Below are 25,411 nucleotides of genomic sequence, written 5' to 3'. Positions count from 1 at the left end.
CAAGGCTGAAATCGACTGCCAGGCTGGCCTTTTGCAGCTCTCAACAACTTGTCGGACGCGCCTCGAGACAGGGCTTCAGTGCCAGCAGGCGATCCAGCAGGTTATGGGCGAGGGCGAGCTTCGAGCGAACCGGCAGGTGCTCAGCCGCTCCGCCTCCGAGCAACCAGCCACCGTTCCGGTCAACGGAGAACCCCTGGTCGGGCCGGTCGATCGGGTTGACGAACAGAAGATCGCACCCTTTGTTGATGCGCTTCTCCTCCCCACGACTGAGCAGCTCCTCATCAGATCCGGTGAGCGCCGCGAAGCCCAGCAGCCTCTGCCCCGGTGGACGACGAAGCACCAGGCCACGCAGGAGATCCGGAACCTCCTGCCAACCCGCCTGCATCAGGCCGGGGAGCTCCTGTTTGGCGGGTTTCTCAGCGAGCCCACCATCGCGGCGACGCAGATCAGCGACCGCGGCCAGCATCGCCACCGCATCGGCAGCGGGCTGATGGCGAACCAACTCCCGCTCAAGATCCTGGGACGAGGAAATCGGATGGGCGTTCAACCCCTCCAGCCAGGCATCAGGCACCTGCAGCGGGCCATGGATGAGATCCACATCGGCGCCGCGCATCCTGGCTGCCTGAGCCAGCAGAACACCCATGCGACCGCTGCTGCGGTTGCTGAGCAACCGTGCTGCATCAAGGCGCTCCTCGGTGGCTCCAGCCGTCACGAGCAGACGCCTCCCCTGCCAGTCCCGACGCACGATCGCCCTCTGGCCTTCACCGTTCAACAGTGAGGCGGCTGCGAGTTCGATCAGCTGCGGATCCGCCATGCGCCCGTCACCGATTCGATCGCAGGCCAGCAGACCGGCTGAGGGCTGCAGGGGCACCACATTCGGGAAGCCGTGCAACGTCTGCCAGTTCCCCTGAACCGCAGGATGCCTCCACATGGCCGTGTTCATCGCGGCAGCGGCCAGAACCGGGCACTCGCAGGCCAGCAGGAGGCTGGCCAGCAGGCCATCCGCGAGGCCCTGGGTCCAGCGAGCCAGCGTGGAGGCGCTGAGCGGTGCCACCAGCACCAGCTCCGCCCACTCCGCCAGCTCGATGTGCAGTGGCCTGCTGCAGCTCGGGCTCCACTCGTCTCCATCCTGATAGCAGCGGTGACGACTGAGACTCGCCAGAGCAACCGGACTGACCAGTTCCGCAGCACTGGGCGTGACCAGACAGCGGACCTCGGCACCCGACTTCACCAGCGCGCTGACCAGCAGCGGAGTCTTGACGGCCGCAATGCTGCCGCTGGCGGCCACCAGCAGCCGACGACCCTGCAACGGATCAGACGGCTGCTCAGTCCTCATCAAATGGTTCCTGGTCAACCAGATGCACGTAGGGAGCCGTCAGATCAGGACGGTGGATGGCCAACGCCCGCAGCAGATGCCAATCGGACAGCCCATCGAACGGCGTGGAGTAGTCGTCCTCATCCAGACGTCGCGCAAGCTCCGCGACGGAGACCTCATCAAAGGAGGCAAGTCGTTCAGGCGTGATCGTTGCGCCGGCGGAAACGGACTGCATCGCTGCGATGGGAAGCTCATCGCCAAGTGTGGCCCAGAGTCCTGCGGCTAGCTTGACGTGGCGGGGAATTAGCTCAGTTGGTAGAGCGCTGCGATCGCACCGCAGAGGTCAGGGGTTCGAATCCCCTATTCTCCACTGCGGTTTTCCACACCTGCTGGAGAAGTCGACGCCCCCTGGTGCTGACGGGGGTGTCGACACTCGTGCTGATCAGCGTTCTGGTGCGTCCTGTGGCACTGATCACCTATGCACTGTTGGCCTTTGCCGCGGGGATCAGTCAGGCGGATCAGAGCCGCTCTTGACACACAATGCGGTAAAAGGGAAGAGTGAAATTTCCTGTTGTCGATGTCGCAGTCGAAGCGTGAGCAGGTCGTCAGCCACCTGCGTTACATCCGTCAGGAGCTCCGTGAGATGCATCAGGGCGTCATGGAGGACGGTCTGCTTCCGGAAGCAGGCGAAGTCCGAGGGGTGATGGCCCAGATGGAGGCCCTTCTGGAGCTGCTCGAAGGCAAGTCATCCCGCAAGGCCAAGGCGGAGAGCAGCTGAGCCCTGACAGGCGGCTTGCCAAACCAATGCGGAGAAGCTTTGCTTCGCCAGTCCCCATCACCCGGCTCGGGATCCTCCCGGGCTTTTTTATTGGAATCCCCTATCTGTAGCGGATGATGCCTGCACAAACCCCAGCTGTGGTGTAGACAGAGTTCGGCAGGGTCCGCTGGTCGGGTGATGGGGATCACCAGAACCCATCCCTGCCTCTTTTCCAGCAATCCGAGACGATGATCTCCCGTCTCCAGTCCACCCGGCTCCAATCCAACCTCGGCCAGGCCAACCGTCGCCTGGAGCGTTGGGCGGGAAACCCCTGGCGGCGTCTGTCACTCCGGTTGATCGGCCTCCTGATCGGCTTTCTGTTGGGAACAGCCATCACCACGGTGTCCGGCGCGCTTGGTCAGATCGACCCGGTTGCGGCTCTGCTGGTGGTGATCGGCACCGAATTCACCGTGCGTCTGCGACGACCGGCCCAGCCCGGAGAACGCTCTCCAGTGCTGTTCCAGATCCTGGACATGAGCCGGATCGGCCTGCTTTACGGCCTGTTCCTCGAGGCCTTCAAGCTCATTTAAACAAGGTGATTCGCTGACACCGACAAAACAGGACACGCTTCATAGCCTTCGGATAAATCTGTTCGGAAGCCTTATGGCCGGCGATCATTTTTTCCTGGAGCTGGAGCCCCCAGAAGAACGCCTCCGCCATGCCCCTCATGTGGTGATCGTGGGCGGCGGCTTCGCCGGGGTGCACGCCTGCAAGGCTCTGGCCAAGGCCGATGTGCGCATCACCCTGATCGACAAGCGCAACTTCAACCTGTTCCAACCCCTGCTCTATCAGGTGTCCACCGGGCTCGTCTCCCGCGGTGACATCGCCACCCCACTGAGAGAACTGGTCGGCAAGCAGCGCAACGTTCAGGTGCTCCTCGGGGAGGTGACCAACGTCTACCCGGAAGGCAAGCAGATCGTCTTCAACGGCAAGGCCTACAGCTACGACCACCTTGTGCTGGCGACCGGTTCCGGCAGCACCTTCTTCGGTCACGACGAATGGCGCACCTTCGCGCCGCCGATGAAGATCCTCGAACACGCCGAGGAAATCCGTCGACGGCTTCTGATGGCCATGGAACAGGCCGAACAGACTCCGGATCCCGATGCTCGTCAGTTCCTGCAGACCGTGGTGATCGTCGGGGCCGGTCCCAGCGGCTGCGAAATGGCCGGTGCGGTCTCAGAGTTGATGCAGTGGGCTCTCAAGAACGCTTTCAAACAGCTCGATCCGAAGAAGACCCGGATCGTTCTGGTCGATCCTGGCGACCGGGTTCTGAAGGCCATGCCGGAGATGCTGTCGGAGGCAGCTCTGCGATCGCTCAAGAACGACGGCATCGAGTTCCTGCCCAAGGGCCGTGTGCAGACCATGCGCCCGGGCGAGCTGATCGTGGGCACCCCGAACGGTGATGTCCGCATCCAGGCCGCAACCGTGATCTGGACCGCGGGGGTGCGCGCATCCCACCTCGGCAAGAAACTCGCCGAAGCCACCGGCTGCGAAGTGGACCGGGGCGGACGGGTGATCGTTCAGCACGATTTCTCGATCCCTGACCATCCCGAGATCCGTGTCGCGGGTGACCTCAGCCGCTATGGCCACACCACCGACGGCAAGCCTCTGCCCGGCATGGCGTCTCCCGCCAAACAGGCCGGAACCTATATCGGAAGGGATATCGCCGCGATCGTCTCCGAAAGACCCAGACCGACCTTTCAGTACTTCGATTTCGGCAGCATGGCCGTGCTCGACCGAGCCAGTGCAGTCGCTGATCTTCGGGGCCTGCGCTTCGCCGACGGCATCGGCTGGATCCTCTGGGCGTTCGTGCACCTGGTGCTGATCCCCGAATGGGAGAACCGCATCTCCCTGTCGATCAAATGGATCTTCGCGCTGCTCACCCAGCAGCGCGCTTCCATCCTGCTCACCGGCATGCCCAGCCAGCACATGGCCCTCGATGCCGTGGACGCCCACTTCCCGATGCAAGCCGGTGAAGGGGTGTCGATCGCCGAGCCGGATGCCGCTCTCAAGGCGGCCATGGACTACTACTCCCACCAGATGACGGGGCATCCACAGACTCAGGAGCTGATGGAGACCAGTGAGGGTTCTGAAGCCGATTCGGCAGCGGCCATCAAATAGAGAAGAGCCATGCGGATCGGCACGCCGTTCCGCACCTGTTCCTCAACCCGACACAGCACCGGATCATCCAGCAGAGCGCCGGTCATCTCAACCCCCCGGTTGACCGGCCCGGGATGCAGCACCGGTACGGTCTGTCCGCACTGGGACAACCTCTCGTGGCTGAGGCCGTAATCGCGGTGATATCGCTCAAGGGTGGTGAGCAGCTGTTGGCCCATGCGCTCCTTCTGCAGGCGCAGCGTCATCACGGCATCCACCCCCTCGAGAGCCCGTTCCAGACGACGTTCCACCCGGATGCTGCCCCGCTGGGGAACAGGGTCCACGCTCTGACCCGGTGGCGGAGCCTTCACGAAATCCGCAAAGGCATCCGGCAACAGGCTGGCTGGGCCGCAGAGCACCACATCCGCGCCGCAGGCGGTGAGAGCCCAGAGGTTGGAGCGGGCCACCCTCGAATGAAGGATGTCTCCGACAATCAGAATTCGCTTGCCCTGCAGCGCTTCAGGCATGGGGTGCCTGGGATCGAAATGGCGCGCCAGGGTGTAGAGGTCGAGCAGCCCCTGGCTTGGATGGCTGTGCAGGCCATCACCACCGTTGAGCACAACGGTGCGTTCACCGGCCAGCTCGAGATCCCTGGCGAGCTGCCTCGGTACCCCTGTCGAGCGATGGCGCACCACAAGAACATCCGCCCCCATCGCCACATAGGTCCGCGCCGTGTCCAGCACGCTCTCTCCCTTGCTGAGGGAACTGCTGGAGGGCGAGAAGCTCTGCACATCCGCTGAAAGGCGCTTGGCGGCCAGCTCAAAGCTGCTGCGGGTTCGCGTGCTCGGTTCGAAGAACAAGGTGGCCACGAGGCGTCCCTGAAGGGCCGGCAGGCGACGCGCACCGGTGACCGGCAGCGATCGAAAGCGATGGGCCAGTTCCAGCACAGCCGCGTAGTCCTCCCGTGAGAACGCCGCCAGATCAAGGATGTGTCGATGGTGCCAACCGCTCATCGGCCGTACTCCTCATCGGGGAACCAGGCCAGGCCCCTCGCTGGTGTGCGATCCCCCTTGGCCCGGCGACTGACGCTTCGACTGGCCTGCAGATACCAGCGCAGCGGCAGCTGCTCGCCCTGAGAGATGCCGATGCGCGTTGTGGTCACAAGGGTCGGACTGACGAGGGATGCCGGCCGCTGGGCCAGCCACACGTCATGTTGTCCGGTCACCGGCCGGCTGTCATGACCACGGTCGATGCCGAAGCGGCGGGCCAGCAGACCAGGCCCCGCGGCAACACGTTCCGGCTCCCCGGGAACCGCCACGGCGCGGAGCAGCACCCCATTGGCCCAGTTCTGGCGGTCCGTGACCACGTTCACGCAGTGATGAATGCCGTAGCTCACATACACATAGAAACGTCCAGGCGCTCCGAACAGCGTTTCGTTCTGGGGTGAGCGTCGTCGATGGCCATGACAGGCGGGTTCGTCCTGCGCGTAAGCCTCCGTTTCGACAATCACACCCCAGAGCAGCTCGCCATTGGGCAGACGTTTCACCAGACGGCAACCGATCAGCTCCGGCCCCACCTCTTCAGCAGGACGGGCAAAGAACGCAAGGGGAATCGCATGCATGCGGATGACAGGCCAACGACACACAGTCAGGGTGGTGACGACCCCTCCGGGACGCCGCCATGAGCAGCAGCCTCCAGGCCCGCCGTGACGGGGTGTTCCTGGTGCTGGCGGGGTTGTTCCTCGGAACGCTCGGGATGCTCAACATCCTGGGGCTGACGCGATTTCTGCAGTTCGGCAGCATCGGCAACTGGCCGATCGTTGTGGCCGTCGGCGCCCTGCCTTACCCGATCACCTTTCTCTGCACCGATCTGATCAGTGAGCTCTGGGGGGAGCAGAAAGCGAATCAGGTGGTGTGGGTGGGTCTTCTTCTCAATGGCTGGGTGCTGCTGATCCTGTGGCTGGGTGGACTGCTGCCAGCGATGCCGGGCACATCCGAGACGACCTTCCGCACCATCCAGGCCCTGAGCTTTGGATCCATCGGAGCCTCGATGGTGGCCTATCTCACCGCCCAGTTCGTGGATGTGCGGCTGTTTCACTTCTGGAAGAAACTCACAAACGGCCGAGCCCTTTGGTTGCGGAACAACGGCTCCACCCTGGTGAGCCAGCTGGTGGACACCAGCGCTGTGGTGTTGATCAGCCATTACGGAGCTCACGTGCTGCCGGTGCGTCCCGGAGAGCCTGTGTTGCCGCAGCTGGGCAGTTTCATCGCCAGCGGCTACCTGTTCAAACTGCTGGCTGCCTTGGCCGACACCCTGCCGTTCATCTGGTTGACGGGGTGGCTGCGGCGCTGGCTGGAGGTACCCGGCGACGGGCGTGAACTGACCGCGGACCAATGCTGAACGCTGCAGCGAAGCGCCGTTGCCGCCAAGCTGATGCCATTGCTCCGATCGCCATGGACATCGCGCTTTCCGGCTTCAACCTGGGCACTGTGCTGCTGGGCAGTGTGGTTCTGTTCCCGCTCGCGACCCTGTTCTTCGGAACCCGTGGCGGCTACTACAACACCGATCAGTACGACGGCAACGGCACCGCCCACTGAGCATGACTGCAAGCCTGCCCGGCCCCGTCGAGACCACCGAATCGATCCGTCTTGCCCTGCGCAGCTGGCCCGAAGTGGAGAGCTATCTGCAGAACTGCAAGGGGGTGATCATTCCGCTGGGGTCCACCGAACAACACGGCCCCACCGGTGCGATCGGCACCGACGCGCTCACGGCCGAAGCGATCGCCCTTGAGGTGGGCCGCCGCACCGGAGTGCTGGTGACACCGGCCCAGGCTTTCGGGATGGCTGAACATCATCTCGGCTTTGCCGGAACGATGAGTCTCCAACCGGCCACGCTTCTCGCGGTGATGCAGGATCTGGTGCTCTCGCTGGCCAGGCACGGCTTCGAAAGGGTGTTCGTGATCAATGGCCATGGCGGCAACATCGCCACCACAAAGGCCGCTTTCGCTCAGGCCCATGGCACAGCCGCCAGCCGGGACCTGCCGGTGGCTCCGAAACTGCGCTGTCGTCTGTCCAACTGGTTCATGGCAGGACCGGTGATGCGACAGGCCCGCGAGCTCTACGGCAACAAGGAAGGACATCACGCCACCCCAAGCGAGATCGCCGTCACGCTCGCTGTGGAGCCCAGCCTGCAGAGCAAGCAGCGCGATCTCCCGGACCCGGCCCCCGCCGGACCGATCCACAGCCCGGAGGATTTCCGCCGCAGGCATCCGGACGGACGCATGGGGTCCCACCCCTTCCTGGCCACTCCAGACCATGGGGTCGCCCTGCTTGAGACAGCCACTTCGGCATTGAGCGAGGATCTGCGCAGTTTCCTGAGCGAGGCATGAGCCGGATCTCCGCCGACGACGTGCGCAAGGTGGCCAAGCTGGCGCGCCTCGACCTTCCTGACGAGAAAGTCGCCACTTACACCACCCAGCTTGAATCGATCCTCGAGTACGTCAGTCAGCTCGAGAGCATCGACACCGAAGGCGTTCCTGAAACCACGCGTGCGGTGGAAGTCACCAACGTGACGCGTGAAGACAGGGTCACACCAACTCCTGTGCGGGATGAGATTCTCAATCAGGCCCCCCAGCGCGAGGGAGATTTCTTTCGGGTTCCGAGGATTCTGGCTGAATGATCAGTGACCGAGCGGACGTCTCGGCTCTGTCTTGATCGCAATGCAGTCGACGAATGCCAACCATCGTTTCTGAATCGCACCTGTCGGCATGAATCTGGCAACCCGTCGCATTTTTCCGCTGCGAGACTTGTGACTGCGGACGCCGACAAGAATGTCGTAGAGAAAGTTGTAGCCGTCGCGGCGGGTTTCAAAGATACCGAGACGCTGCGGTGACCCTTTCGAATCCAGAAGCGGCTTGGTGGCCTCGTAGGCGGGTTTGTATTCAAACCAGGGAATCGAAGGCCAGAGGTGATGAACGAGGTGATAGTTCTGGCCCATGATCAGCCAGTTCATCACCCGCCCTGGATAGATCCGAGCGTTGGTCCATCGGTTGCGGGAAGTGAATGGCCGGTGCGGAAGGTAGTCAAAGAAGAGTCCGAGGGTGACTCCGACCATGAGAGCCGGTGCGAACCAGCAGTTGAAGATGAACGGAAGGAAATCAAATCGTGCGGCAGCGATCACGATCACAGCAAAGACGCTGCGCTCGAATCCCCACTGAAGCAGTTCCCAGCGTTTCCAGAGACGACGCTGAAAGAAAAACCACTCGTGATAGAAAAATCTTGGAGCAATCAGCCAGAGGGGACCGAAGGTGCTCACGATGTGATCCGGGTCGTTCTTGGGATCATTGACGTGCGAATGGTGTTCCAGGTGGACCCTGGTGAACACCGGGAAGCTGAACCCGAGCAAAAGGGCCGAACCATGGCCCATCGCCTGATTGACCCACCGGTTGGGATGCGCTGCGTTGTGGCAGGCGTCATGAATCACTGTCCCTTCGAGGTGCAGGGCGAGAAACCCTGTGCAGAGGAGAACGGGCAGAGGCAGTCCGCCGACGAACCATCCCCAGATGGTGAACATCGCCAGGAGATAACCACCCAGAAACAACGCCACGGTGGGATTCCACACCGATGGGGGATCAACGAACTCCCGCGGAACCGATCGATAGCCCGATCGGACCTGGCGGAACTGCTGTCGATGAGCCGGGCTCTGGTTCATCCGGAGATCTGGTACCAAAGCTGAAACGGTCCGTAACCAAGCTAGGGAAAGGAATGCCCACCGGGGGACTTGAACCCCCACGACCTGGGCCACTGGTACCTAAAACCAGCGCGTCTACCAATTCCGCCAGGTGGGCCTGACCCGACTCTAGAGAGCGATCCACAATGAAGGCATCGACCTGGCGTGACCGATGCTTGCGACCCTCAGTGGCGATGTCTGCCTGCTGTTCGGTCTTGCCCTGCTGCTGCTGCCGCTCCTGGCGGTGGAACTCAGCCGACCCCGGGATGGGGTCTGGGGGGCTGTGATCCTGTTGCTGGGTCTGGTGCTGGTGACCAGCAGCGACCGGTTGCGCGGCGCCCCGATGCTGGCGGTGCTCTGCGGTGGCCTCCTGGTCAGCCGCCTCAGTGCCGAGGTGGGGCAAAGCCGCTGGCGGGCCCTGAGTGATGAAGAGCAGGAGCGCCTGAGTTCCCCGGACCACTGGCTGGCAGGACTGCAACAGCTGGGCGCCGCCTTCGGCAGCCTCGGCGAAGGGCTGGGAGGCCTGGCCAGGCAACTGAAACCCAGCGGCAAGTCCGGCGTGTCCGGGAAGCGATGGATCCGAGCCGATGACGACCCGGCGACCCCTGAGCCGGGTACCGAGCCCAGCTCAGCACCCGACGATGCCGAGGGCTGATAATCCCCACTGGAGCTGGAAATTCCCGTGAGCAAGGAGTCGCGCGACGCCGCCGAGGGACGTCCCTCCTACAAGGACACGCTCAACCTGTTGCAGACCGGGTTCGGCATGCGTGCTAACGCCGTTCAGCGAGAACCGGAGCTGCAGGGGTTCTGGGCCGAACAGGGAATTGATCTGAGCCTCGGTCTGGAGAACAGCGGTGCGGTGTTCACGCTGCACGACGGACCTCCATACGCCAATGGCGCCCTGCACATGGGCCATGCCTTGAACAAGGTGCTCAAGGACGTCATCAACAAATATCAGGTTCTGCGCGGACGCCGGGTTCGCTTCGTGCCGGGCTGGGACTGCCACGGTCTACCGATCGAGCTGAAGGTTCTGCAGTCGATGGATCAGGAGCAGCGCCAGGCGCTGACACCGATCAAGTTGCGCAAGAAAGCCGCGGCCTATGCCCGCAAGCAGGTCGAAGGCCAGATGAAGGGATTCCAGCGCTGGGGAATCTGGGCCGACTGGGATCACCCCTACCTGACGCTGCAGAAGGAGTACGAGGCCGCCCAGATCCGGGTGTTCGGCGAGATGGTTCTCAAGGGCCACATCTACCGAGGGCTCAAGCCGGTGCACTGGAGTCCAAGCTCACGCACGGCCCTGGCCGAAGCCGAGCTGGAGTATCCCGACGGTCACACCAGCCCCAGCGTCTTCGTCGCTTTCCCCGCCGTGCAACTGCCGACTGCTCTGCGAGAGGCCATCAACGCCGAGGGCATCAACCTGCCCGACGACGACACCAGCCTCGGGAACTCCCTTCAGGTCGCGATCTGGACCACCACCCCGTGGACCCTGCCGGCCAACCTGGCGGTCTCGGTGAACGATCGGCTCGATTACGCCCTCGCCGACGACGGCACCGGCCGGATGCTGCTGGTGGCTTCGGATCTGATCGAAACACTCACAGCCACCCTGGGACTGCCCCTCAGCCGCAAGCTGACAGTGAAGGGAGCCCTGCTGGCAGGCCTGATGTATCGCCATCCCTTGCTGGACCGCACCAGTCCGGTGGTGATCGGGGGTGAGTACATCACCACGGAATCCGGAACGGGTCTGGTGCACACGGCTCCAGGCCATGGCGTCGACGACTTCCACACCGGTCAGAAGAACGGTCTCCCCGTGCTCTGTCCGGTGGATGAAGGCGGCACCCTCACCTCAGAGGCGGGCCCCTTTGCTGGGCTGAACGTTCTCAGGGACGCCAACCCGGCGATCATCGAAGCACTGGATGCCGCTGGAGCGCTGCTGAAGCAGGAGACCTACGGCCACCGCTATCCCTACGACTGGCGCACCAAGAAACCAACGATCTTCCGGGCCACGGAGCAGTGGTTCGCCTCTGTGGACGGCTTCCGCCAGCAGGCTCTGGACGCCATCGATGACGTGCAGTGGACCCCCGCATCGGGACGCAACCGCATCGAGGCGATGGTGAAGGAACGGGGCGACTGGTGCATCTCGCGCCAGCGCACCTGGGGCGTGCCGATACCGGTCTTTTACCACCGCAGCAGCGGAGAGGTGCTGCTCAACGCCGACACCCTGTCTCACATCGAGAGCCTGATCGGCGAGCACGGCGCCGACGTGTGGTGGGAAAAAGACGAGGCCGATCTGCTGCCTCCGGCCTATGCCGACCAGGCCGACCAATGGCGCAAAGGCACCGACACCATGGATGTCTGGTTCGATTCCGGCTCGAGCTGGGCCGCCGTCTCCAGCCAGAGAGACAACCTCAGCTATCCCGCCGACCTCTATCTCGAAGGCACCGACCAGCACCGCGGCTGGTTCCAGAGCTCCCTGCTCACCTCCGTGGCCGTCAACGGTCATGCCCCTTACAAGCGGGTGCTCACCCATGGCTTCGCTCTGGATGAGAAGGGGCGAAAGATGAGCAAATCGCTCGGCAATGTGGTCGATCCGATGGTGATCATCGAGGGCGGCAAGAACCAGAAACAGGAGCCTGCCTACGGCGCCGATGTGCTGCGGCTGTGGGTGAGCTCAGTCGACTACTCCGCCGATGTCCCCATCGGGGCCGGCATCCTGCGGCAACTGGCCGACGTTTACCGCAAGGTGCGCAACACCAGCCGTTATCTGCTGGGCAACCTGCACGATTTCGATCCGGCAAGCGACGCCATCCCCGTGGCAGACCTGCCCCTGCTCGATCGCTGGATGCTGCAGCGCAGCGCCGAGGTGATGGATGAGATCACCGCAGCCTTCGAGAGCTTCGAATTCTTCCGGTTCTTCCAGCTGCTGCAGAACTTCTGCGTCACCGACCTCTCGAACTTCTACCTCGACATCGCCAAGGACAGGCTGTATGTCAGTGCCCCGGCCGACCGGCGCCGGCGCAGCTGTCAGACCGTGATGGCGTTGATCATCGAACGACTGGCCGGTCTGATCGCCCCGGTGCTCTGCCATATGGCCGAAGACATCTGGCAGAACCTGCCGTATCCGGTAGAGGAGAACTCGGTGTTTCTCCGGGGCTGGCCGGACGTTCCGCATGAGTGGCGCGACCTGAGCGTGGTGGAGCCTGTCCAGCAGTTGAGGGAGCTGAGAACCGCAGTGAACAGGGTGCTGGAGGACTGCCGCAGCCGGCAGGAACTGGGCGCTTCCCTGGAGGCAGCCGTGCGCATCGAAGCCCGAAGCCCCGGACTCCAGTCGGCTCTCAGCTGGCTCGACGGGCAGGGAGATGTGCACGTGGATGGTCTGCGCGACTGGCTGCTGGTCTCCCAGCTGCAGCTGGGGGGTGAACCCTGGGCCGAGCTGCTGGCCAGTCAGGACGACCCGATCGCCTTGATCGAGGTGTCACGGGCGCGCGGCACCAAGTGTGAACGTTGCTGGCACTACGAAGGCGATGTCGGAAGGCATCCCGAGCATCCCCACCTCTGCGGTCGCTGTGTGGAGGTTCTGGAGCGGCGGACTCACCAGCTGGCCTGAGCCAGCAGATCCTCCGGAGATATCCCTCCGATGAGCAGAGTCACGTTGGAGGGATTCAGGGGTCCTTGCAGCAGGTCCGCCCGATCAAGCCGTGTTCCTTCCGGCAACACGGAGGTGTCGGGGTCAAAGGCCGTGGGGTGGGTTGTGCTGCTGCTGAAGCCGCGAAAGATCAGCAGTTCAAGGGGCTCGTCCCCCACCGATCCCAGCAGACGCACGACGCGGTCGGGATGGTTTCGGCTGCGCTCCTCGATCGCACGAACCAGCATCTCAACCGTCATCGCTCAGAAGCCCCCAGCCACCCGCCCCTGGCGGGGCAGACGGACCAGCAGCCACTGCAGCAGACCGGCCAGGTAAGCCACCAGCGCCACGTACCCGATGAAGGCAGCCACCGCCTCGGTCCACTGCCCCCCGAACACGAAGTCGAACACGATCTCCACCACGCTGTGGACCCCCTTTGGAGCCTCTTGCCAGGCCAGACAATCAGCACTTCCGCCCTGCTGCATGCACCCCAGTGCGGTGGTGGTCATCGCGACACTCACGATGGCAAATCCACTCAGGGCCCAGCGCCACAGTCGCACCGTCAGAGGCAGAGGACGCCAGAGAGGAAGGTCCTCCAGTTCTTCGTTGAGATCCACCCAGAACCAGACGGAGACGGCCATCAGCAGGGGAGCGATCACAGCCGTGAGATATCCCAGGGGCCGCTGATCCGTCAGCAGCAGCATGCTGATCCCCATCAGGCTGGCCACTTTCCAGTAGAGAGTCAGCAACCGCACAAGGGATGCTTCGCGCCGAAGAGCTGACCAGACCAGCAGCACCAGAGGCAACCCGAGCGCGAACGTGGCCGCAAGGCGGTAAGTGAGCCACACCAGCGTTCGATAGGACAGCTCGTTCACTGCGCAGAGTCGAAGTCGCGTCATTATCGATGGCCCTACCGACCATCAGGGTTGATAGGGTCCGGTCCATGGCGACGTTCTCACCCCTCGACTGGTTCCGGGCTGCCTCCGCCAAGCCCACCTGCCGAACAGCTCTGTCCAACAGAGCTTCGCTCGATGAGGCCGTTCAGGACGTCACTGACCAGCTCGGCCGTCGGGGTGATGCGGATCTGGCACTTGTCTTCGCGTCGGTCGGCTACGCCAGCGACCTGCCGCGACTTCTCCCGATGCTGCGCAGCCGTCTGAAGGCGCGTCTCTGGATTGGATGCGCAGGTGGGGGGGTGATCGGCACGACCGCGGGTGGAACCGCGTCGGAACTGGAACAGACAGCCGCTCTGAGCGTGACGCTGCTCGGCCTGCCAGGAGTCGAGCTGCAGGCCTCTGCACTGACGACCGACAATCTCCCTGATCTGGATGGTTCCGCCCAGTCGTGGCAGGAATGGACCGGAATCGAGCCAACGCGCTGCCGCAGCCAGATCGTGCTGATCGATCCCACCAGCACAACCATCAACGACCTGATCAGCGGACTGGATTACGCCTACCCCGCCGCCGGCAAGATCGGCGGCATCGCCTGCCCCCACAACGCTCCTCACGGATCTCTGTTTCTCAACGATCAGGTGTTGACGGGAGCTGTGGTCTGTTCGATCGGTGGCGACTGGACGCTGGACACCGTGGTGGCCCAGGGATGCCGACCGATCGGGCCGGTGTTCGCGATCGAACAGGTTCAACGCAACGTGCTGCTTGAACTCAGTCACGGTGAGCGGCGGGGAAGTCCGGTGGCCTGTCTTCAGGAGGTCCTGGCGGATCTCACCGATCAGGAGCGCGATCTCGTCCGTCACTCGCTGTTTCTGGGTATCGAGAGGCGTGATCTGCAGCTGATGGCCGACGGCACGCGCCGGGACGGAGGTGCCTTCCTGGTGCGCAACCTCATCGGTGTCGATCCCAGCAACGGAGCCGTGGCTGTGGCCGACAAGGTGAGACCGGGGCAGAACGTGCAGTTTCAGCTGCGGGAAGCGGAGGCCTCGAGACAGGATGCGCTGATGCTGCTGCGCGAGGCCGCCGGCCAGGATCGCGAGGGGACTCAGGCCCACTTCGGTCTGTTGATGGCCTGCCTGGGTCGAGGCAAGGGGTTGTTCGGGGAAGCCGATGGAGATGTGTCTCTGGCCAGAACGGTGATGCCCGGGCTGCCTGTGGCAGGTGCCTTCTGCAATGGAGAGATCGGCCCTGTTGCCGGAGCCACGCATCTGCATGGCTACACCGCCTGCTGGGGACTGCTGCGACAGATCCCCTCCCCGACTGACGACTGACCCTCTGAACCGTTGCGCCAGCACGTCAATCCCCTCAGCCGCTTTTTCCAGCTGCCGCTGCAGCTGCCTCCGCCGCAGGAGCTGTTCCGCAATCCGGACCTGCCGATCCATCTCGACATCGGCTGCGCGCGGGGTCGCTGCCTGCTGGGCCTAGCGGAGCTGAAGCCCGACTGGAATCATCTGGGTGTGGAGATCCGACGCCCGCTTGTGGTCTCTGCTGATCGCGACGCGATGGCCAGCGAGCACGGCAACGTGCGCGTGCTGTTCTGCAATGCCAACATCAGCCTTGAGGCGTGGATGGCGGCGCTGCCGGACGATCGCCTCCAACGGGTGTCCATCCAGTTTCCCGATCCCTGGTTCAAGCGACGCCACCGCAAGCGTCGTGTCCTGCAGCCCGCCTTGCTGCTCGCCATGGCGGCAGCCCTGCAACCCGGCCGAGAGCTGTTCCTGCAGAGCGACGTGCTGGCCGTGATCGAACCGATGGTGGCCCTGACCGAACTCTGCGGCTGTTTTGAGCGTCCGGAGCAGGACCAGCGCCCCTGGCGGAAGGACACCCCATTGCCGGTGCCCACGGAACGGGAGCGCTACGTGCTCGCCCAGGCCATGCCGGTGTATCGGGTGCTGTACCGACGCAACAAAGACCCCTTACCCGATCGCGATGTGCTGGAAAGCCGCTGGCAGGAGATTGATAATCCCGCTGAAGACGCCGGCATGGCCCCCTGAACGATGGCTGAACCGCTGTTGCTGCGCTGGCAGGGTCTGCTTCGTCCGGCAGACCTCGTTTTGCAGCGGCTGGAATGGCTGAGCGGCGGTGTGCTGGTGCTGCTGCTCACGGGCCTGCCCCTGTTCACGCGAGGGGGCCTGTCCCTGGTGATCGCGGCCGTGGCGCTGCTCTGGCTGCTGTGGTCTCTCTGCAGCCCGCCGGAGGAGATCGGAACCATCAGTGGCTGGCTGCTGCTGATTCTCGGAATCGCCGTTCTAACCACGGGGTTCTCACCAGTCCCCATGGCCGCGGCGAAGGGATTGCTGAAACTGCTCAGCTACCTGAGCGTTTATGCCTTGATCCGCAAACTGCTTGCGTGCAATCCCGCCTGGTGGGATCGCCTGCTGGCGGGACTGCTCAGTGGTGGATTGCTGAGCAGTGTCTTGGCCTTGAGGCAGCTGTATGCCTCCACCGAGGAACTGGCCAGCTGGGCGGATCCGAACTCGATCAGCACTGGAACCATCCGGATCTACGGTCCACTCGGCAATCCGAACCTGCTGGCGGGGTATCTGCTGCCCCTGCTGCCTCTGGCTGCTGTCGCCCTGTTGCGCTGGAAGGGAATCGGCAGCCGACTGTTCGCCGGAACAACGCTGATTCTCGGGGTGGCAGCGACCGTCTGGACCTATAGCCGTGGCGGTTGGATCGGCATGCTCGCCGGGCTGGCGACGTTGATGCTTCTGCTGATCCTTCGCACCACACGCCACTGGCCACCCATCTGGCGCCGCCTCCTCCCCCTCGCCGTGCTGTTGCTGGCTGCAGCCCTGCTGACCGTGGCCGCCACCAAGCTCGAGCCGATCCGAACCCGGGTCGCCAGCCTTCTGGCCGGTCGCGGAGACAGCTCCAACAACTTCCGGATCAACGTCTGGCTGGCGGCGATCGACATGGTCCAGGATCGACCCTGGCTGGGAATCGGTCCGGGGAATGCAGCCTTCAACAGCGTCTACCCGCTGTATCAGCAGCCGAAATTCAACGCCCTGAGCGCCTATTCGGTGCCGCTTGAGCTGCTGGTGGAGATGGGCCTGCCGGGATTGATCGCCGGACTCGGACTGCTCTGGAGCGCACTGCAACGCGGGCTCCGAGGTCTGACCCTGCCGCAACCGGCTGCCGGTGCCGTTCTGGCCAGCCTGGCCGCCATCACCGGACTGCTCAGCCAGGGAATCACAGACACGATCTTCTTCCGTCCTGAGGTGCAGCTGATCGGATGGTTCTGCCTGGCCACCCTGGCCGCCCAACCGAGCGAAGCGTGATGCTGTTTGCAGGATTCGACGCCGGACAGACAAGAACCCGCTGCCGAATCAGCCGCTGGACAGCTGACGGCTGGATGACCGTCTGCGAAGGCCAGGGTTCCGGCGTGTGTCACCTTGACGCCCCCGACGGTGCCGCCCGTTTCCGGGACGCCGTGGGCAGCAGTCTCAAGGCCGCGCTTGGCCAGAGGCATGCGCTGGAGCTCGATGCCGCCGTCATCGGTGCCAGTGGGATCGAGCAGGGAACGGAGCTTCAGCACCGGGCCGGCGACCTGTTCGCACAGGAGCTGTTGATGCCACCAGACCATGTGCTGGCGACAGGTGATGAGCGCACGGCGTTGCACGGGGCATTCCCGGACAGCCCGGGAATCGTGCTGATCAGTGGCACCGGCATGATCTGCATCGGATGCAATGCCAGGAGAGAGGAAGCTCGCAGCGGTGGCTGGGGTTGGCTGCTGGATGGTGCCGGGGGCGCCTTTGATCTTGGCCATCAGGGTCTGCAGCTCAGCCTTCGCATGGCGGACGGCCGTCTGCCGGACCATCCCCTGAGGCAGCGGCTCTGGCACGCCATGCACTGCCATAGCAGTGCCCAGGTCAAAGCCATGGTGGTGAATCCGGATTTCGGGGCTGCCGGCTTTGCCGCTCTGGCTCCTCTGGTGGTGACAGCAGCCGAGGAAGGACTCGTGGAGGCATCCCACATCCTGCGACGCTCGGCTCATGCCCTCACCGAGTGCGTCATCACGGTTGGAGGCCGACTCGAGCTTGCCGCTCCCCAGCTCGCCGCCCGTGGGGGTGCAATCGAGCATCTGCACGGCTACCGCCGGATGATCGAGGAAGTGCTGAGCCATCAACTTCCTCAGGCTCGATGGAGTGCTGCCTCCGGGGACGCCTGCGATGGAGCCCTGACCCTGGCCCGCGACCTCAGGCAGCGTTGAGATGCCGATCCGCGACGGCAGCCAGATGGGTCGTCCAAGATTCGACCATCCGCTGATCGGCAGCCTCCACCATCACCCGCAGCACAGGTTCCGTTCCACTGGCACGCACCAGCACTCGCCCCTCGTCTCCCATGGCCTCCTCCGCAGAGCGGACCGCATCACTCAGAGGAGGGAAACTGGCCCAGCCCTTGCGACGGCTGCGATCCGGAACCCGCACATTCACCAATTTCTGCGGGAAGGCCTGAAAACTCCGATCCAGCCAGTCGCAGAGACTGATCCCCTGGGCGTGACAAAGCGTGGCCAACTGCAGGGCCGTCAGCACACCATCCCCGCAGAGCCCATGGGATGCCGAGAGGATATGGCCGGATTGCTCTCCGCCAAGGGCTGCACCACTGGCGACCATCGCAGCGTGCACGTGCTGATCACCCACGGGAGTGCGATCCAGCAGACCTCCGCGTTGCTGCCACGCCCGCTCGAAACCGAGGTTGGACATCACCGTCGCCACGAGACGCTGATCAGGGAGCGTCTGCTGCTGCTGAAGCACTGAGCCCCAGAGAAACAACACGTGATCACCGTCCACGACGCGGCCGCGGCCGTCCACCGCCAGCATCCGATCGGCATCGCCATCGAACGCAAAGCCCATCGCAGCACCCCGTTCGACCACTGCCTGCCGCAGAGGATCGAGTTGGGTTGATCCGCAGGCGACGTTGATGCGAGCTCCGTCGGGCTTGCCGTGCAGAACTGTCAGATCAGCTCCGAGGGCCTCGAAGACGTCGGCCCCACAGGCCGTCGCGGAACCCCAGCAGAGATCAAGAACGATCGGCACACCATCGAGCCGTTTTGGACCCACCGAGGCCAGCAGAGCTTCGCGGTAGGAGCTGAGCAGATCGGAACGCTGATGCGCTGCACCGCAGCGGGACCCATCGGAGTCACCCACCTCTGCTTCACCGCGGAGACCGGCTTCGATGCGGGCCTGAAGATCACTACCCAGCTTGGTGCCATCCGCACCGAAGGCCTTGATGCCGTTGTCCTCCGGGGGATTGTGACTCGCAGAAACCATCAGACCGCCGGCAGCGCCGACCTGACGGATTAGCAGTGGCACGGCCGGCGTGGCACAGAGGCCCAGGCTCCATACCTCCCGACCAGCCGCTGTGAGACCGGCCGTCAGAGCCGAAGCCACCATCGAGCCACTGCTGCGCGAGTCCATCCCGATCAGCACAGGCCCTGGCTGGGACAGTGCTCGCCCGAACCAGTAGCCCACCTGCAGGCACAACGCCGGGGTGAGCACCGAGCCAACCCGGCCTCGAATCCCATCCGTCCCGAACCCGGGAACCGAAGAACCCAGTGAGGGTCCAATGGGCGGGACAGCGGCTTGAGCCATGAGTCTCAATCGTGGCCTTCAGGCTACGGGCGTTGTTTCAGGGGACCGGACGTCCGGGGACAGGTGCAGCTCCGCCCTCAACGCCAGCGATGCGGCCTCCAGATGAGCACGATCAACTCGATGCCCGCCCAGGCAAACATCAAGGCCAGCACCCATCCCGGCAGCATCTGAAGCGGCCAGAGCCAACGGAGGGCCCAGATCGTCGTGGCGATCAGCAGCACCAGCAGCGTGCGCCAGCGCTGACGGCGTCCCGGTCGTGAGGAAGGCATCGCCGGTCGCAACCTGGGCCACACAATGGCATCAGATTCTGGGAAGATGTGGCGACAGGGTCCCGGCTCGGAGCTGCACTGCTCATCGGGACGGCCGCTGTGAGTCTCCTGGCGATGATGTTTGGTCAGCAGCAGCTGCGCCAGCACCGGCATCGGCTCGACCCAACGGCAACAGATGCGGAGCTGTGGCGCGTCTATCGACGATCGCTCGACCCGGAGCAACGCCGTGAGGCCGCTCTGCTAATGACAGGTCGCAGCGCTGGAGACTTCAACCGGCGCCGACGGCTGCTGCAGGGTCAAGGCTGGGGCACGGCCCCATTGGCAGCCGTGTCCCTTGCCCTGGCGGCGGAAACGGCAGAGCGACTGGGGGCTTCCCAGACGTCCTTGAAGCTGTGGCGAGATGTGATCAGACGCTTCCCGGAACAGACCGCCTCCGCCTGGGGGCGAAGCCGTCTCGGGGAAGTCGAACCCCTCTTGCAGCAGGAGCTTCTGACAGTCCAACCGCGTCATCCCGCCGCGCTGGCAACGGCCCGGGCTCTGGAAGCGGATCCGGTGCATGGCCATCGCGGTGCTCTGCATCTGGCCCGCTGGGGAGTGCAGTGGCCCGGCAGCGCAGCGAGGCTTCGCGCTGCCTGTGATGCCAACGGCACCGGTGCACCGGATCGGGAGCAACGTCAGCTGCTGGCCCGTGGTCTCGCGCAACTGGGAGACGGAACAGCAGGGCTCGCCTGCCTGCAGCAGCAGCAGCCGGCGGCGGGGACCGCTCTGGCCATCGGACGCGCGCTCTTGGCTGGAGGACGTGAACAGCGCTCGGAAGGGGAACAGCTGCTGCTGGATCTCACCCGGCGTTTCCCCATGGACTCCGCCAGTGATGAAGCCGCACGCCTGCTGAGCGAACCACTCCGGCCTGACCCCGACCTGCTGGATGCCTTGCCCGAAAGCCTGCAGAAGCGATCAGCTGCAATTGCAGCCGCCCGTGTCCGGCTGGCTGCCGGCAGGGGGGGAGCCCAGGTGCTGACACGCTGGCCTGATGATCCGGCGAGCTGGCAGCTGCAATGGGATCTGGCACGGGAGGCCCTGCTCGATGGCGCATGGGGTGACGCCAGAAACTGGTTGACAGCTCTGCCGGACGGAGCGATGCCCGAGGCACTGGAGGGACGTCGGCTCTTCTGGCATGGACTTGCTGAACAGCGGCTCGGCAATCCAGATGCCGCAAACGGCATCTGGCGCCGGCTCATCGATGGGCAGCGTTCCGGTTACTACCGGTGGCGGGCCAGGGTCCGTCTCGGGAAACAGACAGGCCTGGATCTTGGCGAGGGCTCCAACTCCACCTCGGTCCCGGATGTCTGGACTCCACTGAACAGTGCGGATCCCATGGTCAACAGGCTCTGGCGCCTAGGACTCGTCGATCAGGCCTGGGAGCAATGGCGCAGCACAACCGACACCGTCGAGCCGCTGTCCCGGCATGAGCAGCTGGTGGAGGGACGTCTGCGACTGGCGATCGGGAACACCTGGACTGGACTTGAGCGTCTGTGGCGCCTGAGCCTGCGGTGGCATTCACCGAACTGCTCCCAACGACTGCTGCTGCAACGCCAGCAGCTGCCACGACCGTTTCAGGAGGACTTTCTGGCGGCTTCGGAGCAACACGATGTGGCTCACGATCTGCTGTTGGCCATCAGCAAGCAGGAGTCACGGTTCTCGCCTGGAGTGAGCTCCGTCGCCGGGGCGCGGGGCGTGATGCAGCTGATGCCCACCACTGCCGAAGAGCTCGCAGGCCGAAACCTGAGCGATGCCGACCTCGCCGATCCCAGCCTGAACATCCGCCTCGGCGCGCAGTACCTGCGTCAGCTGATGGAGCGATGGCAAGGCGATCCAATGCTGGTGGTCGCCAGCTACAACGCAGGTCCCGGCGCCGTCAGTGACTGGCAACCACAGACCCTGGCTCTGGACCCGGAGCTCTGGGTAGAACGGATTCCATACCCTGAGACCCGTTATTACACCAAGAAGGTTCTGGACAATCTGCTCGGGTACCTAGAGCGGAACCGCCGCTTCTGTGAGGAGCGTGCCGGCCGGATTGGGCAGGGCACAACCGAGCCCGATCCCCGAGAGCAGAACAGCCGTGAAGCCGATGATGGTGAGCAGGGGCGGCGGAACGATGCCGATCCTGATCAGATCCAGCCGCGCGAGCAGAACGGCTGAAGCCAGGATCATCACGTCGGTCAAACGGTGCAGCCGCATCACGTACAGCCCCAGCACGATCACCATCAGCAGGGTGACCACGAGGCTGATCACGCGGCTGGACGCCATCAGCATCGACACCTGACGCATCAGCAGATCAGGGATCGTGAAGACGACCACCACGGCGATGACCTGAACCAGCTGGATCAGCCAGAACACACTCACGCTGATCGACTGGTTCTGGGCGTAGATGCTCTGATTGACGGTCCAGTGGTTGCCCATCACCAGCGCTACAAGGAAGAGCCCCCCCAGCAGAGGAGCCCGGAAGGGCAGCGTGAACAGGCTCAGGATCGGCATGGCCAAACGCTAGCCACAGCCTTCGGAGAGCCCTGTCAGAGTGCACCCGAACGGAGTCCGTCATGTCTGCCAGCCCACCACCAGCCAGCCTGGGAGCATTCCAGAAAGGCCTTCTGCTGGCGGTGGCCTTCGCGCTCGCGTTGGCCCTCCTTGTTCTGCGCGGTGGCCTGCAGAGCGAATCCCCGATGGAGCAGTTGGCACGGCGTTCTCTGGATCCTGATGTCGCGCTCAGCAATGGCCAGCCGACGCTGATCGAGTTCTATGCCGACTGGTGCCAGGCCTGCCGGGAGATGGCTCCAGGGATGCTGAGCCTGGAGAAATCCACGCGGGATCGCCTCGACGTGGTGCTGGTGAATGTCGACAATCCCCGTTGGCTCGATCTGGTGGACCGGTACGAGGTCAACGGCATCCCCCAGCTGAACCTCTTCGCAGCGGACGGTCAGCCTCGTGGTCGTTCCATTGGCGTGCGGTCTCCGCAGGAACTCCTGGCGCTTGGTGACGCCCTGATCAACGGCACCCCCGTCCCAGCACTTCAGGGAATCGGAAGCACGAGCACCCTTGAGGATCTGGCCAGTACCAACAGAACCGGACCCCGCAGCCACGGTTGACGAGCATGACTGGGCCATCACCGTCATGATCACAGGACCGAGCTGCTGAACAGCACGCCATGGAGCGTTTCCGAGTCGATCTGATCGCCGCCACGCCGAATCCGCAGCAATGCATCTATGCCGCGATGCATCAGGACTACAGCGAGGGTTTTGTGGCCGCTGATCGGGACAGCTGGCCTGACGAACAACGGGCTGGCGAGATCTGCATCAAACGGCTGCTTGCCGGGGAACGGGGCCATTTCGGTCCGCTCGAACATGCTCAGATCGTTCTGAACGTCGGATGGTTTCCGCATTCGGTGATGCAACAGGCCCGGACGCATCGGGTGGGCGTCAGTTTCGATGTGCAGTCGATGCGATACACCGGCGAGCGCATCTGCCGGGCTGCGGACGGCGAACTGCCCCTGGAGGAGGTCTTCTACCTACGACCTGTCGGGGACTACAGCGACCGACAGGGGAAGAAATACCTCTACAGCCAGGCGGAGCGTGAACTTGATCTCAATCACTGCCAGCAATCAGCGGAGCGTTACAGGGATCTGCTCCGTGCCGGATTTGCGGAGGAACATGCCCGCGGCATCCTTCCCTTCGACTACCGCCAGCATTTCATCGTGAGCTTCAGCCTGAGGGCTTTCCTTCACTTCATGGATCTGCGGGCGAAGCTCGATGCTCAGCTGGAAATCCGCAGACTCTGCGACCTGATGTGGCCGCATCTGGTGGACTGGGCTCCGCAGTTCGCCGAGTGGTATGAGAAGAGCCGGCTGCACAGAGCGCGTCTGGCTCCCTAGATGCGCGCCAGGGTGACACGCTCCGGCTGATGCTGATACTTACCCTGCCGATCGCTGTAGGTCGTGTCGCAGGGGTCCCCCTCAAAGAACAGCAGCTGACAGATGCCTTCATTGGCATAGATACGGCAGTCAGCACCGGAGCTGTTGCTGAACTCAAGCGTCAGATGCCCTTCCCAGCTCGCTTCAGCGGGCGTTGTGTTGACGATGATGCCCAGCCGCGCATAGGTGCTCTTGCCGAGACAGATCACCGTGATGTTGGCGGGCACCCGAAGCTTCTCCAGGGCGACACCGAGGCCGTAGGAATGCGCTGGAAGGATGAAGTAGCCACCGTCCTCGTCCTCATGCAGAGGCGTGGGCTCCAGATTGGCGGGATTGAACCGCTTGGGGTTCATCACCGTTCCGGGCACATGCCGGAAGATCATGAACTCCTGCGGGGATAGGCGAAGGTCGTAGCCGTAGGAGGAACATCCGAAGCTCAGAACCGGTCGCAGACGTTGCTCAGGATCAAGATGGCGCACCAGACCTGCCTGAAAGGGCTCGAGCATGCCCTTCTGAGCCTGCTCGGTGATCCAGCGATCGTTCTTGAGCATCAGAAACCCCTGCGCAGTTCGGTGACCTGATCCGCCATGGCCATGACGCTGGAAGGAATCGCCGGCCCAGTGATGATCACATCCATGGAGCCTGGACGCTGTTGCAGGCTCGACAGAAGCTCATCTTCCTTCAGGTAGCCGAGCGCTGCCGCGAGACCGACCTCATCCAGCACCAATTGATCAAGGTCGCCTTCAGCGAGATGGCGCCGGCAGGCCTGCCAGACCGCATCGACGGCCTCGGAACCACCAGGCTGATCGGGTTCTGCAAGACACGCCGGAATATCCGGACGCAGCCAGGTGAGGCCGCCACAGAGCAACACACAGCCCTGCGGCCCCTGCTTCACCCCCCCCTTGAGGAACTGGGCGATCAGAACGCGGCTGCCGAGCCCTGCCGCCCGCATCGCCTGGCTGAGAACACTGGAAAAACTGCCCCGATAGGAGGCCGTATGCACCTGCAGCTGGCCCTCTGGAGCCACCAGATGCAGCGGCGCGGGTGCGGGAAGCGGCGGAAGCGGACGCAGACCGGCCCTCTCCAGCGCGTGGCGATCCCCGGTCAGGGCTCCAGAGGATCGATGGCTGGTGGTCAGGCTTGCGGTCATCGCGTCGGGTGTCACCAGGGATACACCCTGCAGACCTCGAATGTAGCGGCGCGATGCGACTCCACAAGGGCATTGACACTACCGATGGTGTGCTGTGAAATCAGGTTCATGGTGGATCCCTCCGAGACCCGAGCCGATGGGCGTCGTCCTGATGCCCTTCGGCCGTTTGAAGTGAGCTGGGATCCGATGGGGTTCGCTCTCAGTTCATTGATCGTGCGCACCGGACGCACCGCAGTTCTATGCAGCGTCTGCCTTGAAGAGTCGGTGCCGCGCTGGCGGAAGGGGAACGGACTGGGCTGGATCAGCGCTGAATACCGGCTCCTGCCCGGCTCCACACCTCAGCGCCAGTCGCGCGAATTGCTCAAACTCTCCGGCCGCACCCAGGAGATTCAGCGATTGATCGGCCGCAGCCTGCGCGCCGCGGTGGACCTGGAAGCTCTTGGAGAACGCAGCCTGCTGATCGATTGTGATGTGGTCCAGGCGGATGCCGGCACCCGAACCGCGTCGGTCACCGGGGCCTGGATGGCTCTTCAGCTGGCATGTGACCGTCTGATCGCCCAGGGGGTCCTGGAGCGCCAGCCGATCCGGAGTCAGGTGGCAGCGGTGTCCGTCGGGCTCCTGGAGGGCAGGCCGCTGCTGGATCTGGATTACAGCGAAGACAGCCAAGCTGACGTTGATCTGAATGTGGTGGCCTCAGGCGACGGGAGTCTTCTGGAGATCCAGGGCACGGCCGAAGGAGCTCCGTTCAGCCGCGGGCAGCTGAACGTCCTGCTGGATCTGGCGCAGCCCGGGCTAGACGCCCTTCTGGCCGCCCAGAGCAATGCCCTGAGCAGCCGCAGCTGATTGCGTAATAACGGCTACACAGCTGAACAGGGTCGATCCTTAACTTTTAACCAGTCGAAACG

At 63.8% G+C, this 25,411-nt stretch carries 28 protein-coding genes, 2 tRNA genes and 1 pseudogene; 18 read left to right on the top strand and 13 right to left on the bottom strand.

From position 1 onward, the window contains the following. Positions 1-40 precede the first annotated feature (40 nt). Both coaBC and SynA15127_RS01605 read right to left on the bottom strand, forming a co-directional pair. Entirely contained in the window at positions 41-1,336 is a 1,296-nt protein-coding gene (gene coaBC / locus SynA15127_RS01610; RefSeq protein WP_186484752.1) for a bifunctional phosphopantothenoylcysteine decarboxylase/phosphopantothenate--cysteine ligase CoaBC, read from the bottom strand. After that, positions 1,326-1,550, bottom strand: a complete 225-nt coding sequence (locus SynA15127_RS01605) for a DUF2555 domain-containing protein (protein WP_043694684.1) — start codon at positions 1,548-1,550, stop codon at positions 1,326-1,328. The genes coaBC and SynA15127_RS01605 overlap by 11 nt, the downstream gene beginning before the upstream one ends. A 62-nt stretch (positions 1,551-1,612) precedes the next feature. Here SynA15127_RS01605 and SynA15127_RS01600 point away from each other — a divergent pair. From SynA15127_RS01600 to SynA15127_RS01585, 4 genes are all read left to right on the top strand, one after another. Then, positions 1,613-1,685: transfer RNA gene (locus SynA15127_RS01600), tRNA-Ala, on the top strand. A 207-nt stretch (positions 1,686-1,892) separates the two neighbouring features. Next, positions 1,893-2,093, top strand: coding sequence for a hypothetical protein (locus tag SynA15127_RS01595; protein ID WP_028953540.1), 201 nt, complete (start codon positions 1,893-1,895; stop codon positions 2,091-2,093). Positions 2,094-2,320: 227 nt separating this feature from the next. Beyond that, complete coding sequence (locus tag SynA15127_RS01590) at positions 2,321-2,662, top strand: DUF565 domain-containing protein (protein WP_043694679.1); 342 nt, start codon at positions 2,321-2,323, stop codon at positions 2,660-2,662. Between the two features lie 73 nt (positions 2,663-2,735). Next, on the top strand, positions 2,736-4,253 hold the full coding sequence (locus tag SynA15127_RS01585) for an NAD(P)/FAD-dependent oxidoreductase (protein ID WP_186484751.1): 1,518 nt from the start codon (positions 2,736-2,738) through the stop codon (positions 4,251-4,253). On the opposite strand, the gene SynA15127_RS01580 is transcribed toward SynA15127_RS01585, so the two are convergent. Together SynA15127_RS01580 and SynA15127_RS01575 are read right to left on the bottom strand one after the other, a co-directional pair. Continuing rightward, entirely contained in the window at positions 4,193-5,242 is a 1,050-nt protein-coding gene (locus SynA15127_RS01580) for an aspartate carbamoyltransferase catalytic subunit (protein WP_186484750.1), read from the bottom strand. The two genes, SynA15127_RS01585 and SynA15127_RS01580, sit on opposite strands and share 61 nt — an antisense overlap. After that, entirely contained in the window at positions 5,239-5,850 is a 612-nt protein-coding gene (locus SynA15127_RS01575) for a DNA-3-methyladenine glycosylase (RefSeq protein ID WP_186484749.1), read from the bottom strand. Before SynA15127_RS01575 ends, SynA15127_RS01580 begins: the two co-directional genes overlap by 4 nt. Positions 5,851-5,909: 59 nt before the next feature. Between SynA15127_RS01575 and SynA15127_RS01570 the strand changes: the two genes are divergently transcribed. The 4 genes from SynA15127_RS01570 to gatC are packed head-to-tail and all read left to right on the top strand — an operon-like array spanning position 5,910 to position 7,907. Then, complete coding sequence (locus tag SynA15127_RS01570) at positions 5,910-6,629, top strand: queuosine precursor transporter (RefSeq protein WP_186484748.1); 720 nt, start codon at positions 5,910-5,912, stop codon at positions 6,627-6,629. After that, on the top strand, positions 6,623-6,826 hold the full coding sequence (locus SynA15127_RS01565; protein WP_043694665.1) for a hypothetical protein: 204 nt from the start codon (positions 6,623-6,625) through the stop codon (positions 6,824-6,826). Before SynA15127_RS01570 ends, SynA15127_RS01565 begins: the two co-directional genes overlap by 7 nt. Before the next feature lie 2 nt (positions 6,827-6,828). Continuing rightward, the gene (locus SynA15127_RS01560; RefSeq protein ID WP_186484747.1) at positions 6,829-7,617 is read left to right on the top strand and encodes a creatininase family protein; all 789 of its coding nucleotides are present in this window, start codon (positions 6,829-6,831) and stop codon (positions 7,615-7,617) included. After that, a complete protein-coding gene (gene gatC / locus SynA15127_RS01555; RefSeq protein WP_043694658.1) occupies positions 7,614-7,907 on the top strand; it encodes an Asp-tRNA(Asn)/Glu-tRNA(Gln) amidotransferase subunit GatC in 294 nt (97 codons plus the stop codon). The genes SynA15127_RS01560 and gatC overlap by 4 nt, the downstream gene beginning before the upstream one ends. Here gatC and crtR read toward each other — a convergent pair whose 3' ends face one another. Continuing rightward, positions 7,908-8,939 carry a beta-carotene hydroxylase gene (gene crtR / locus SynA15127_RS01550; protein WP_186484746.1) on the bottom strand — a complete coding sequence of 344 codons (1,032 nt, stop codon included), beginning with the start codon at positions 8,937-8,939 and terminating at the stop codon, positions 7,908-7,910. It lies immediately after the preceding gene. A gap of 54 nt (positions 8,940-8,993) precedes the next feature. Continuing rightward, positions 8,994-9,075 (bottom strand) — tRNA-Leu (locus SynA15127_RS01545). 54 nt (positions 9,076-9,129) lie between these two features. Here SynA15127_RS01545 and SynA15127_RS01540 point away from each other — a divergent pair. Beyond that, a complete protein-coding gene (locus SynA15127_RS01540) occupies positions 9,130-9,612 on the top strand; it encodes a Ycf66 family protein (RefSeq protein WP_186484745.1) in 483 nt (160 codons plus the stop codon). Between the two features lie 27 nt (positions 9,613-9,639). Beyond that, positions 9,640-12,561, top strand: a complete 2,922-nt coding sequence (ileS, locus tag SynA15127_RS01535; RefSeq protein ID WP_186484744.1) for an isoleucine--tRNA ligase — start codon at positions 9,640-9,642, stop codon at positions 12,559-12,561. Here ileS and SynA15127_RS01530 read toward each other — a convergent pair. Both SynA15127_RS01530 and SynA15127_RS01525 read right to left on the bottom strand, forming a co-directional pair. Next, complete coding sequence (locus SynA15127_RS01530) at positions 12,546-12,839, bottom strand: hypothetical protein (protein ID WP_186484743.1); 294 nt, start codon at positions 12,837-12,839, stop codon at positions 12,546-12,548. The genes ileS and SynA15127_RS01530 overlap by 16 nt on opposite strands. A gap of 3 nt (positions 12,840-12,842) precedes the next feature. Further along, positions 12,843-13,454: a DUF3177 family protein gene (locus SynA15127_RS01525; protein ID WP_186485521.1), complete on the bottom strand. Its 612-nt coding sequence runs from the start codon at positions 13,452-13,454 to the stop codon at positions 12,843-12,845. 68 nt (positions 13,455-13,522) lie between these two features. On the opposite strand from SynA15127_RS01525, the gene SynA15127_RS01520 reads away from it, so the two are divergent. The 4 genes from SynA15127_RS01520 to SynA15127_RS01505 are packed head-to-tail and all read left to right on the top strand — an operon-like array spanning position 13,523 to position 17,742. Continuing rightward, positions 13,523-14,800, top strand: coding sequence for an FIST N-terminal domain-containing protein (locus tag SynA15127_RS01520; RefSeq protein ID WP_186484742.1), 1,278 nt, complete (start codon positions 13,523-13,525; stop codon positions 14,798-14,800). 12 nt (positions 14,801-14,812) lie between these two features. Then, positions 14,813-15,523, top strand: coding sequence for a tRNA (guanosine(46)-N7)-methyltransferase TrmB (gene trmB / locus SynA15127_RS01515; protein WP_186484741.1), 711 nt, complete (start codon positions 14,813-14,815; stop codon positions 15,521-15,523). Between the two features lie 3 nt (positions 15,524-15,526). Beyond that, positions 15,527-16,810 carry an IctB family putative bicarbonate transporter gene (locus SynA15127_RS01510; RefSeq protein ID WP_186484740.1) on the top strand — a complete coding sequence of 428 codons (1,284 nt, stop codon included), beginning with the start codon at positions 15,527-15,529 and terminating at the stop codon, positions 16,808-16,810. Continuing rightward, a complete protein-coding gene (locus SynA15127_RS01505) occupies positions 16,765-17,742 on the top strand; it encodes a BadF/BadG/BcrA/BcrD ATPase family protein (protein WP_255475537.1) in 978 nt (325 codons plus the stop codon). Before SynA15127_RS01510 ends, SynA15127_RS01505 begins: the two co-directional genes overlap by 46 nt. Here SynA15127_RS01505 and glmM read toward each other — a convergent pair. Both glmM and SynA15127_RS01495 read right to left on the bottom strand, forming a co-directional pair. Further along, the gene (gene glmM / locus SynA15127_RS01500) at positions 17,729-19,123 is read right to left on the bottom strand and encodes a phosphoglucosamine mutase (RefSeq protein ID WP_186484739.1); all 1,395 of its coding nucleotides are present in this window, start codon (positions 19,121-19,123) and stop codon (positions 17,729-17,731) included. The genes SynA15127_RS01505 and glmM overlap by 14 nt on opposite strands. 77 nt (positions 19,124-19,200) lie before the next feature. After that, a complete protein-coding gene (locus SynA15127_RS01495; protein ID WP_043694625.1) occupies positions 19,201-19,392 on the bottom strand; it encodes a hypothetical protein in 192 nt (63 codons plus the stop codon). A 114-nt stretch (positions 19,393-19,506) separates the two neighbouring features. Between SynA15127_RS01495 and SynA15127_RS01490 the strand changes: the two are divergent. Continuing rightward, positions 19,507-21,282: pseudogene (locus tag SynA15127_RS01490) on the top strand (transglycosylase SLT domain-containing protein); the annotation flags it as partial. Positions 21,283-21,423: 141 nt separating this feature from the next. Here SynA15127_RS01490 and SynA15127_RS13460 read toward each other — a convergent pair. After that, a complete protein-coding gene (locus SynA15127_RS13460) occupies positions 21,424-21,927 on the bottom strand; it encodes a hypothetical protein (RefSeq protein WP_255475536.1) in 504 nt (167 codons plus the stop codon). Between the two features lie 62 nt (positions 21,928-21,989). On the opposite strand from SynA15127_RS13460, the gene SynA15127_RS01485 reads away from it, so the two are divergent. Both SynA15127_RS01485 and thyX read left to right on the top strand, forming a co-directional pair. Further along, positions 21,990-22,535 (top strand): thioredoxin domain-containing protein, encoded by a 546-nt coding sequence (locus SynA15127_RS01485; protein WP_186484738.1) that lies wholly within the window; start codon positions 21,990-21,992, stop codon positions 22,533-22,535. A gap of 59 nt (positions 22,536-22,594) precedes the next feature. Then, positions 22,595-23,317: an FAD-dependent thymidylate synthase gene (gene thyX / locus SynA15127_RS01480; RefSeq protein WP_186484737.1), complete on the top strand. Its 723-nt coding sequence runs from the start codon at positions 22,595-22,597 to the stop codon at positions 23,315-23,317. Here thyX and dcd read toward each other — a convergent pair. Next, entirely contained in the window at positions 23,314-23,907 is a 594-nt protein-coding gene (gene dcd, locus SynA15127_RS01475) for a dCTP deaminase (RefSeq protein WP_043694612.1), read from the bottom strand. The genes thyX and dcd overlap by 4 nt on opposite strands. Then, on the bottom strand, positions 23,907-24,506 hold the full coding sequence (locus SynA15127_RS01470; protein ID WP_186484736.1) for a cob(I)yrinic acid a,c-diamide adenosyltransferase: 600 nt from the start codon (positions 24,504-24,506) through the stop codon (positions 23,907-23,909). Before SynA15127_RS01470 ends, dcd begins: the two co-directional genes overlap by 1 nt. A gap of 108 nt (positions 24,507-24,614) precedes the next feature. On the opposite strand from SynA15127_RS01470, the gene rph reads away from it, so the two are divergent. Further along, on the top strand, positions 24,615-25,349 hold the full coding sequence (rph, locus tag SynA15127_RS01465; RefSeq protein ID WP_186484735.1) for a ribonuclease PH: 735 nt from the start codon (positions 24,615-24,617) through the stop codon (positions 25,347-25,349). Positions 25,350-25,411: the final 62 nt, after the last annotated feature.

The organism is Synechococcus sp. A15-127 (assembly GCF_014280215.1).
Classification (GTDB): Bacteria; Cyanobacteriota; Cyanobacteriia; order PCC-6307; family Cyanobiaceae; genus Parasynechococcus.
Note: the sequence above shows the minus strand (reverse complement) of the source record. Positions and strands in the feature narration are given on the sequence as shown.

What these genes read in the sequence shown, in the direction of transcription:
- coaBC (WP_186484752.1), bottom strand. Translation starts at nt 1,336, where the DNA reads ATGAGGACTGAGCAGCCGTCTGATCCGTTGCAGGGTCGTCGGCTGCTG.
- SynA15127_RS01605 (WP_043694684.1), bottom strand. Translation starts at nt 1,550, where the DNA reads ATGCAGTCCGTTTCCGCCGGCGCAACGATCACGCCTGAACGACTTGCC.
- SynA15127_RS01595 (WP_028953540.1), top strand. Translation starts at nt 1,893, where the DNA reads ATGTCGCAGTCGAAGCGTGAGCAGGTCGTCAGCCACCTGCGTTACATC.
- SynA15127_RS01590 (WP_043694679.1), top strand. Translation starts at nt 2,321, where the DNA reads ATGATCTCCCGTCTCCAGTCCACCCGGCTCCAATCCAACCTCGGCCAG.
- SynA15127_RS01585 (WP_186484751.1), top strand. Translation starts at nt 2,736, where the DNA reads ATGGCCGGCGATCATTTTTTCCTGGAGCTGGAGCCCCCAGAAGAACGC.
- SynA15127_RS01580 (WP_186484750.1), bottom strand. Translation starts at nt 5,242, where the DNA reads ATGAGCGGTTGGCACCATCGACACATCCTTGATCTGGCGGCGTTCTCA.
- SynA15127_RS01575 (WP_186484749.1), bottom strand. Translation starts at nt 5,850, where the DNA reads ATGCATGCGATTCCCCTTGCGTTCTTTGCCCGTCCTGCTGAAGAGGTG.
- SynA15127_RS01570 (WP_186484748.1), top strand. Translation starts at nt 5,910, where the DNA reads ATGAGCAGCAGCCTCCAGGCCCGCCGTGACGGGGTGTTCCTGGTGCTG.
- SynA15127_RS01565 (WP_043694665.1), top strand. Translation starts at nt 6,623, where the DNA reads ATGCTGAACGCTGCAGCGAAGCGCCGTTGCCGCCAAGCTGATGCCATT.
- SynA15127_RS01560 (WP_186484747.1), top strand. Translation starts at nt 6,829, where the DNA reads ATGACTGCAAGCCTGCCCGGCCCCGTCGAGACCACCGAATCGATCCGT.
- gatC (WP_043694658.1), top strand. Translation starts at nt 7,614, where the DNA reads ATGAGCCGGATCTCCGCCGACGACGTGCGCAAGGTGGCCAAGCTGGCG.
- crtR (WP_186484746.1), bottom strand. Translation starts at nt 8,939, where the DNA reads ATGAACCAGAGCCCGGCTCATCGACAGCAGTTCCGCCAGGTCCGATCG.
- SynA15127_RS01540 (WP_186484745.1), top strand. Translation starts at nt 9,130, where the DNA reads ATGCTTGCGACCCTCAGTGGCGATGTCTGCCTGCTGTTCGGTCTTGCC.
- SynA15127_RS01530 (WP_186484743.1), bottom strand. Translation starts at nt 12,839, where the DNA reads ATGACGGTTGAGATGCTGGTTCGTGCGATCGAGGAGCGCAGCCGAAAC.
- SynA15127_RS01520 (WP_186484742.1), top strand. Translation starts at nt 13,523, where the DNA reads ATGGCGACGTTCTCACCCCTCGACTGGTTCCGGGCTGCCTCCGCCAAG.
- SynA15127_RS01510 (WP_186484740.1), top strand. Translation starts at nt 15,527, where the DNA reads ATGGCTGAACCGCTGTTGCTGCGCTGGCAGGGTCTGCTTCGTCCGGCA.
- SynA15127_RS01505 (WP_255475537.1), top strand. Translation starts at nt 16,765, where the DNA reads ATGGTTCTGCCTGGCCACCCTGGCCGCCCAACCGAGCGAAGCGTGATG.
- glmM (WP_186484739.1), bottom strand. Translation starts at nt 19,123, where the DNA reads ATGGCTCAAGCCGCTGTCCCGCCCATTGGACCCTCACTGGGTTCTTCG.
- SynA15127_RS01495 (WP_043694625.1), bottom strand. Translation starts at nt 19,392, where the DNA reads ATGCCTTCCTCACGACCGGGACGCCGTCAGCGCTGGCGCACGCTGCTG.
- SynA15127_RS13460 (WP_255475536.1), bottom strand. Translation starts at nt 21,927, where the DNA reads ATGCCGATCCTGAGCCTGTTCACGCTGCCCTTCCGGGCTCCTCTGCTG.
- SynA15127_RS01485 (WP_186484738.1), top strand. Translation starts at nt 21,990, where the DNA reads ATGTCTGCCAGCCCACCACCAGCCAGCCTGGGAGCATTCCAGAAAGGC.
- thyX (WP_186484737.1), top strand. Translation starts at nt 22,595, where the DNA reads ATGGAGCGTTTCCGAGTCGATCTGATCGCCGCCACGCCGAATCCGCAG.
- dcd (WP_043694612.1), bottom strand. Translation starts at nt 23,907, where the DNA reads ATGCTCAAGAACGATCGCTGGATCACCGAGCAGGCTCAGAAGGGCATG.
- SynA15127_RS01470 (WP_186484736.1), bottom strand. Translation starts at nt 24,506, where the DNA reads ATGACCGCAAGCCTGACCACCAGCCATCGATCCTCTGGAGCCCTGACC.
- rph (WP_186484735.1), top strand. Translation starts at nt 24,615, where the DNA reads ATGGTGGATCCCTCCGAGACCCGAGCCGATGGGCGTCGTCCTGATGCC.